The organism is Longimicrobium sp. (genome assembly GCF_036554565.1).
In the GTDB taxonomy this organism is placed as follows: domain Bacteria; phylum Gemmatimonadota; class Gemmatimonadetes; order Longimicrobiales; family Longimicrobiaceae; genus Longimicrobium.
Genome location: NZ_DATBNB010000683.1, coordinates 1 through 5,391, shown reverse-complemented (window position 1 = coordinate 5,391; position 5,391 = coordinate 1). Strand labels below are relative to the sequence as shown.

Below are 5,391 nucleotides of genomic sequence, written 5' to 3'. Positions count from 1 at the left end.
GTGCGAGGGTGCGAAAGTGCGAAAGTAAAAGAGTGCGTGAGTGCGTGAGTGCGTGAGTGCGTTGGCCGGGACAGCCCGGAACGCACGGGGGCGGGAGTGACACTCCACTCCCGCCCCGCACTTTCGCACTCTCGCACTGCCGTTCGCCGTTCAGAACCCCGGCTGCAGGGCGAACTGCCAGTGCCAGCCGCGGTCGCGCTCCAGCGGGTTCACGTACACGGCCTCCAGCACCGCGTACCCGAACAGGTTCACCCGCCCGCCCACGCCCATGCTGGTCATCACGCCGCGCTCGTCCGCGGCCGGGGCCACGCCCCGCTTGAAGTTGGGCGAGCTGCGCACCAGCTGCTGCTGCCCCGAGCCCAGGTTCTGCAGCGGCGTGTTCCCCCACGCGGTGCCCGCGTCGAAGAAGGCGAAGCCCTCCACGGGCGGCAGGCCGAAGGAGCCGCCCAGCACGATCTGCTGGAACACCGGCACCCGCAGCTCCACGTTGGCCACCCCCACCCGCGTTCCGATGAGCTCGTCGCCGTACAGGGTGCAGTCGTTGCCCTGGATTTCCTCGCTCTCCACGCAGCTGTTGCGGACGTCGCTCTGCGAGTACCCGCGCATCAGGAACGGCCAGCCCAGGTACAGGTTGCCCACCAGGGCCTCGTCGCGCCCGTAGCGCCCCACGTGAAGTCCGCGGAACGCCAGGGTGAACGGCCGCAGGAAGAAGTAGCGGCGGTAGTCGCCCGTAACGCTGGTGAACTGCGCAGTTCCCAGGGTGGGCGCCACCTCGACGCGGTACCGCTGCCCCGCGAACGGCGACGTGTAGCCCTGCAGCGAGTTGTCGTACACCAGCGCGGCGGAGCCCTCCGCCAGGTTGAACGCATTCCCTTCTTCGCGGCGCTCGTCGTAGGCGGTGGCGCCGGTGGTCACGTCGGTCACCAGCTCGCGCACCAGCACGTCCGACGCGAACCGGCGCACACCGCCGGAAAACTCCATCCGCTGCACCTGCGAGATGGGATACTGGGTGATCCCCGCCAGCCGCGTGTCGAAGTAGCGGTAGCGAACCTCCTGCTGCACGAACTCGGTCTGGCTGCGGTAGCCCTGGGCGCGGCCCCCGTACACGTACGGCACCCGCTGCGCCGACACGCCCCACGTCCAGCGGCTGGCCTGGTTCAGGTACAGCGTGCTGAAGCCGATCTCCTCGATCTGCCCCTGCGCCTGCACCGTTCCGAACACCGTGTGCCGCCCCAGCACGTCGCTGAAGATGCCCGTGATGCCGCCGTACAGGCCGCCGCGGTTGAAGCCGCCCCCCGTGTTGGCCGAGGCGCCGATCTGCGGCTGGCCCAGGTAGTCCAGCGACAAGCGCGGGCTGTACGGCCGCACCGTCCAGGTAGCCACCGCCGCCGCGTCGGGCAGGCCGAACCGGTACTCGTTGAGGGAGAGCAGCACACGGTTGTACGGCGCGTCCTCCGGCCGCGGCACCGGCGGCAGCAGCGCCGGCAGCGGCACGCCGGGAATGCCGGCCGCCGCCACCTGCACCGGCTCGGGCGCCGTCCCCGCCAGCTCGGTGGGGTTGCTGATGGAGTAGATGTTGAACCCGCCGCGCTCGTACGCCGCGAACACCAGCCGGTCCGCCCGCGACGCGCTGCTGATGGCCGGGCTGAGGTCGGTGATGCCGCTGACGCCGGTGAACAGGTTGGTCACCTGGGTGAGCGCCCCGGTGGCCACCTCGATGCGGTAGATGTTGTTGATGCCCTCGCGGTCGGAGATCACGTACAATCCCCGGCCGTCGCTCGTCCACTGCGGGTTGATGTTCTTGCCGCCGTCCGCCCGCTGCAGCGTGCGGATCTCGCCGGTGGCGAAATCCATCAGCCCGATGCGGTATTCGCCGAACGAAAGCTGGTCGAAGTCCGTCTCGCCGCGGTCGGTGGTGAACGCCACCGTCCGCCCATCGGGCGAAAAGCTGGGCTGCATGTCGGCGAAGCGGTCGTTGGTCAGCCGCCGCGCATCGCCGGTGCGCGCGTTCACCGCGTACAGGTCCGTCACCCCCTGGCTGAGCCCCGAGACCACGATGGTCGTGCCGTCCGGCGACCAGGTGGGGTTGGCGATCTCGTCCACGTTCGGAATCGTGAACTCCTGCAGCCGCCCGCCGCGCACGGCGTTCATGATCACCAGCACGTCGCGCCCGCCGCGCAGCGCCGAGAAGGCGAACATCCGGGAATCGGGCGACCAGGTGCCTGCCGAGTTGATGTAGCGAAGGCTGCCGAAGTGCGGGTCGAACGCCGTGCCGCGCACCAGCCGCCGGATGATCTCGCCCGTTTCGGCGTTGGCGATGTACAGCTCCACGTCCAGGAACTCCAGCTCCGACAGGAACGCCACCTTGGTGCCGTCGGGCGAAAGCGACGGGGCCAGGTTGATGCGGCCGCCCTCCGTCTTCAGCGTGATCAGCGGACGCGCCTCTTCGCGCGCCTCGCGCCGGTCGGACAGCAGCGGCAGGTAGGTGCGGCGGATGGAGGTGCCCCAGTCGTCGACGATGTCTTCCAGCGGCACGTTCAGGATGCGCTGGAAGGCGTCCGGGAAGGGCACGCCCTGGCCCACCTGCTTGAGGATCTGCCCGATGGCCGCGTCGCCCCAGCGCCCGCCCACGTACGCCCAGAACGCCTGGCCCCAGCGGTAGGGGAAGAAGCTGGGGTCGTACGTCAGCTGCTCCAGCGTGGGAATGCGCCCGGTGAGCGCCGCGTCGCGCAGCCACATGGTGGTGTGCGCATCGACGGGGCCCACGGTGAGGTACTCGGCCATGCCCTCGGAGAACCACAGCGGGACCTGGTACCGCTGCGCGGCCTGCTCCAGCCCGCCCCCGGCGCGGCCCAGCCCCGAGATGTCGTACTGGAAGGCGTGCACCAGCTCGTGGCCCACCACGTGGTCGGTTTCCTCGTACGAGTGGGCCATGGGCAGGATGATGCGCTGCTTGAACGCCTCGGTCACGCCGCCCGTCCCCTCGCCGATGTCGCCCGAAAGGGTCGACGTCTGCTGGAAGTGCGGGTGGCTGGCGTACAGCACGAAGGGCTGGCGGTCCTCGAACTCGTGCTCCAGGATGCGCGACAGCCGCGCGTACCAGCGCTCGTTCATCCGCCCCACGTCGCGGGCGGCCTGCTCCTCTTCGGGATAGTAGTAGATGTCGAAGTGCGTCGTGCGCAGGATGCGGAAGTCGAAGGTGCGGTACTGCACCTTGTTCCTTCCGAAGTACTGTGCCTGTGCGGGCGACGATGCCAGCGCCGTGGTGCCGGCGCACAGCGCGAGCAACGCGGCCGCTGCCCGGAACCGGGTGACTGCGGACATGAGAGACTCCCTCGACCGGACGGAGGTGGATGTAGATCCGCGCTGCGCAACTCCCCGGGCCGGGAAGCCAGGGGATGGCCGCCGGGACAGGATCGCTGCGGTGAATGCCGGAGGAATCGAATGCACTTCCCGTTCCCGCCCGGTGGACAAGGCTTCTACGCTGAATGCAACGCGCGGAGGGCCCCGCTCAGGACACCGTCGCCGCCGCGGCTCCCCGGCGGGAGATGCTGTCCAGCGTCTTGTCGTCGGCGCCGTCGTCCAGCAGCCAGAACGCCAGCGCGGCCACCAGGGCCAGCAGCACGATGCCGATGATCCACGGCCGCGGCCCCGGCCCGCGCACGCGAAGGTCGCCGTTCTCCATGTAGACGAATCTCCCGGATGAGTGGTGGGTCCCTGTCCTCCGCACGGGGCAGGACGTGTGCCGGACTACTACATACGCAAAAACGCTCCGGCCGTGGGGCCGGAGCGTTTCGGGTGCGGACGCGGCGGAGCGGGTCAGGCCATCGGGTGCCGGAAGGCGGCGGAGTAGCGGCCCGTCAGGTGGTGCTCCAGCTGGCGCTCGATGTCGTTGAGCAGCGAGCTGGCGCCGAAACGGAAGAGGTTGGGCCGCAGGTAGTCGGTGCCCAGCTCCTCCTTCATCATCAGCATCCAGTCCAGCGACTGCTTGGCGGTCTTGATGCCGCCCGCCGGCTTGAAGCCCACCACGTGGCCGGTGCGCTCGCGGTACTCGCGGATGGCGCGCACCATCGTCAGCCCCACGGGAAGGGTGGCGTTCTCCGCCTCCTTGCCGGTGGAGGTCTTGATGAAGTCGGCGCCGGCCATCATGCACACCAGCGAGGCCTTGTGCACGTTGCGGAGCGTCGCCAGCTCGCCGGTGGCCAGGATGGTCTTCAGGTGCGCGGGGCCGCACGCCTGCCGGAAGGCGCGCACCTCGTCGTAGAGCGCCTGCCAGTTGCCGGTAAGCACGTGGGCGCGGGTGATGACGATGTCGATCTCCGCGGCCCCTGCTTCGACGGAGGCGTGGATCTCCTCGACCCGCTGTTCCCAGGGTGAAAGGCCGGCGGGAAAGCCGGTGGAAACGGCGGCCACGGGGATTCCCGATCCGTACAGCGCCTCGACGGCGGTGGGCACCAGCGAGTGGTACACGCACACGGCGCCGGTGTGGATGGGCAGGTGCGAGACGCCCAGCCCTTCCAGGATTTCGGGGCGCACGGGCTGGCGGGCCTTGGCGCACAGGCGCCGGACGTTGCCCGGGGTGTCGTCGCCGGCCAGCGTCGTCAGGTCCATCAGCGTGATGGCGCGCAGCAGCCAGGCCGCCTGCCACTGCTTCTTGACGGTGCGGCGTGCGGAAAGCGAGGCGGCGCGGCGCTCCACGGCGCTGCGGTTGACCCGGACGGCCTCTACCCAGTCCAGGTCCAGGGCCGTGCCCGGGTTTCGGTGCTCGTCGTGCCCAGGCTCGGGCTCGTCGGCGGGCCCGCTTGCGGGAACGGCGATCAGTCGGTTGTGCGGTAGCGTTGCCATCGGGTGCTGCGGGTACGCGTGAGCCGGACAATCTAATGGGTTGCGGTGCGCGGGGCGAGGGACGGGTGTGGTTGGATGCAGGCCCCTGCCCCGCGCGAGCGGCTGAACCCGCCGCTGGAAAAGCGAAAAGCCCCGGCTCAGGCCGCTGTCGCGTCCCGCCCGGGGCATCACCCGCACCCGCCGAAGCGCCACCTGTCATCCCGATGGAGCGACCTCGGAGAGCCCTGCCCGCACACCGCTGATCGCAGCGACTGAGGGATCCGCCACACACCACGCGACGTGCTCCAGCGCGGCAGACACAACCCGGCTGGTTGTCGTTCGCGCGTCGCGCGAACCCGGCGTTGATACGCCTCGAAGCAGCGGCCTGGCTCATTCCAAGGCCGGGAGCCGTTTGGCCGAGTGTGTGGCGGATCCCTCGGTCGCTACGGTCTACGTCGCCGGGGCCGGTTCGGCGTGGCCGCTCCGTCGGGATGACAGCCGCAGACGCCGAAGCGCCACCTGTCATCCCGATGGAGCGACCTCGGAGAGCCCTGCCTGCACACCATC

The 5,391-nt window shown here is 69.8% G+C and carries 3 protein-coding genes; all 3 read right to left on the bottom strand.

Annotation, left to right across the window (positions count from 1 at the left end):
• Positions 1-150: 150 nt before the first annotated feature.
• The 3 genes from VIB55_RS18995 to deoC all read right to left on the bottom strand — a co-directional run bounded on the left by VIB55_RS18995 (position 151) and on the right by deoC (position 4,845).
• Entirely contained in the window at positions 151-3,324 is a 3,174-nt protein-coding gene (locus VIB55_RS18995; protein ID WP_331878248.1) for a hypothetical protein, read from the bottom strand.
• Positions 3,325-3,511: 187 nt separating this feature from the next.
• A complete protein-coding gene (locus VIB55_RS18990; protein ID WP_331878247.1) occupies positions 3,512-3,685 on the bottom strand; it encodes a hypothetical protein in 174 nt (57 codons plus the stop codon).
• 134 nt (positions 3,686-3,819) lie between these two features.
• Positions 3,820-4,845 carry a deoxyribose-phosphate aldolase gene (gene deoC / locus VIB55_RS18985; RefSeq protein WP_331878246.1) on the bottom strand — a complete coding sequence of 342 codons (1,026 nt, stop codon included), beginning with the start codon at positions 4,843-4,845 and terminating at the stop codon, positions 3,820-3,822.
• Positions 4,846-5,391: the final 546 nt, after the last annotated feature.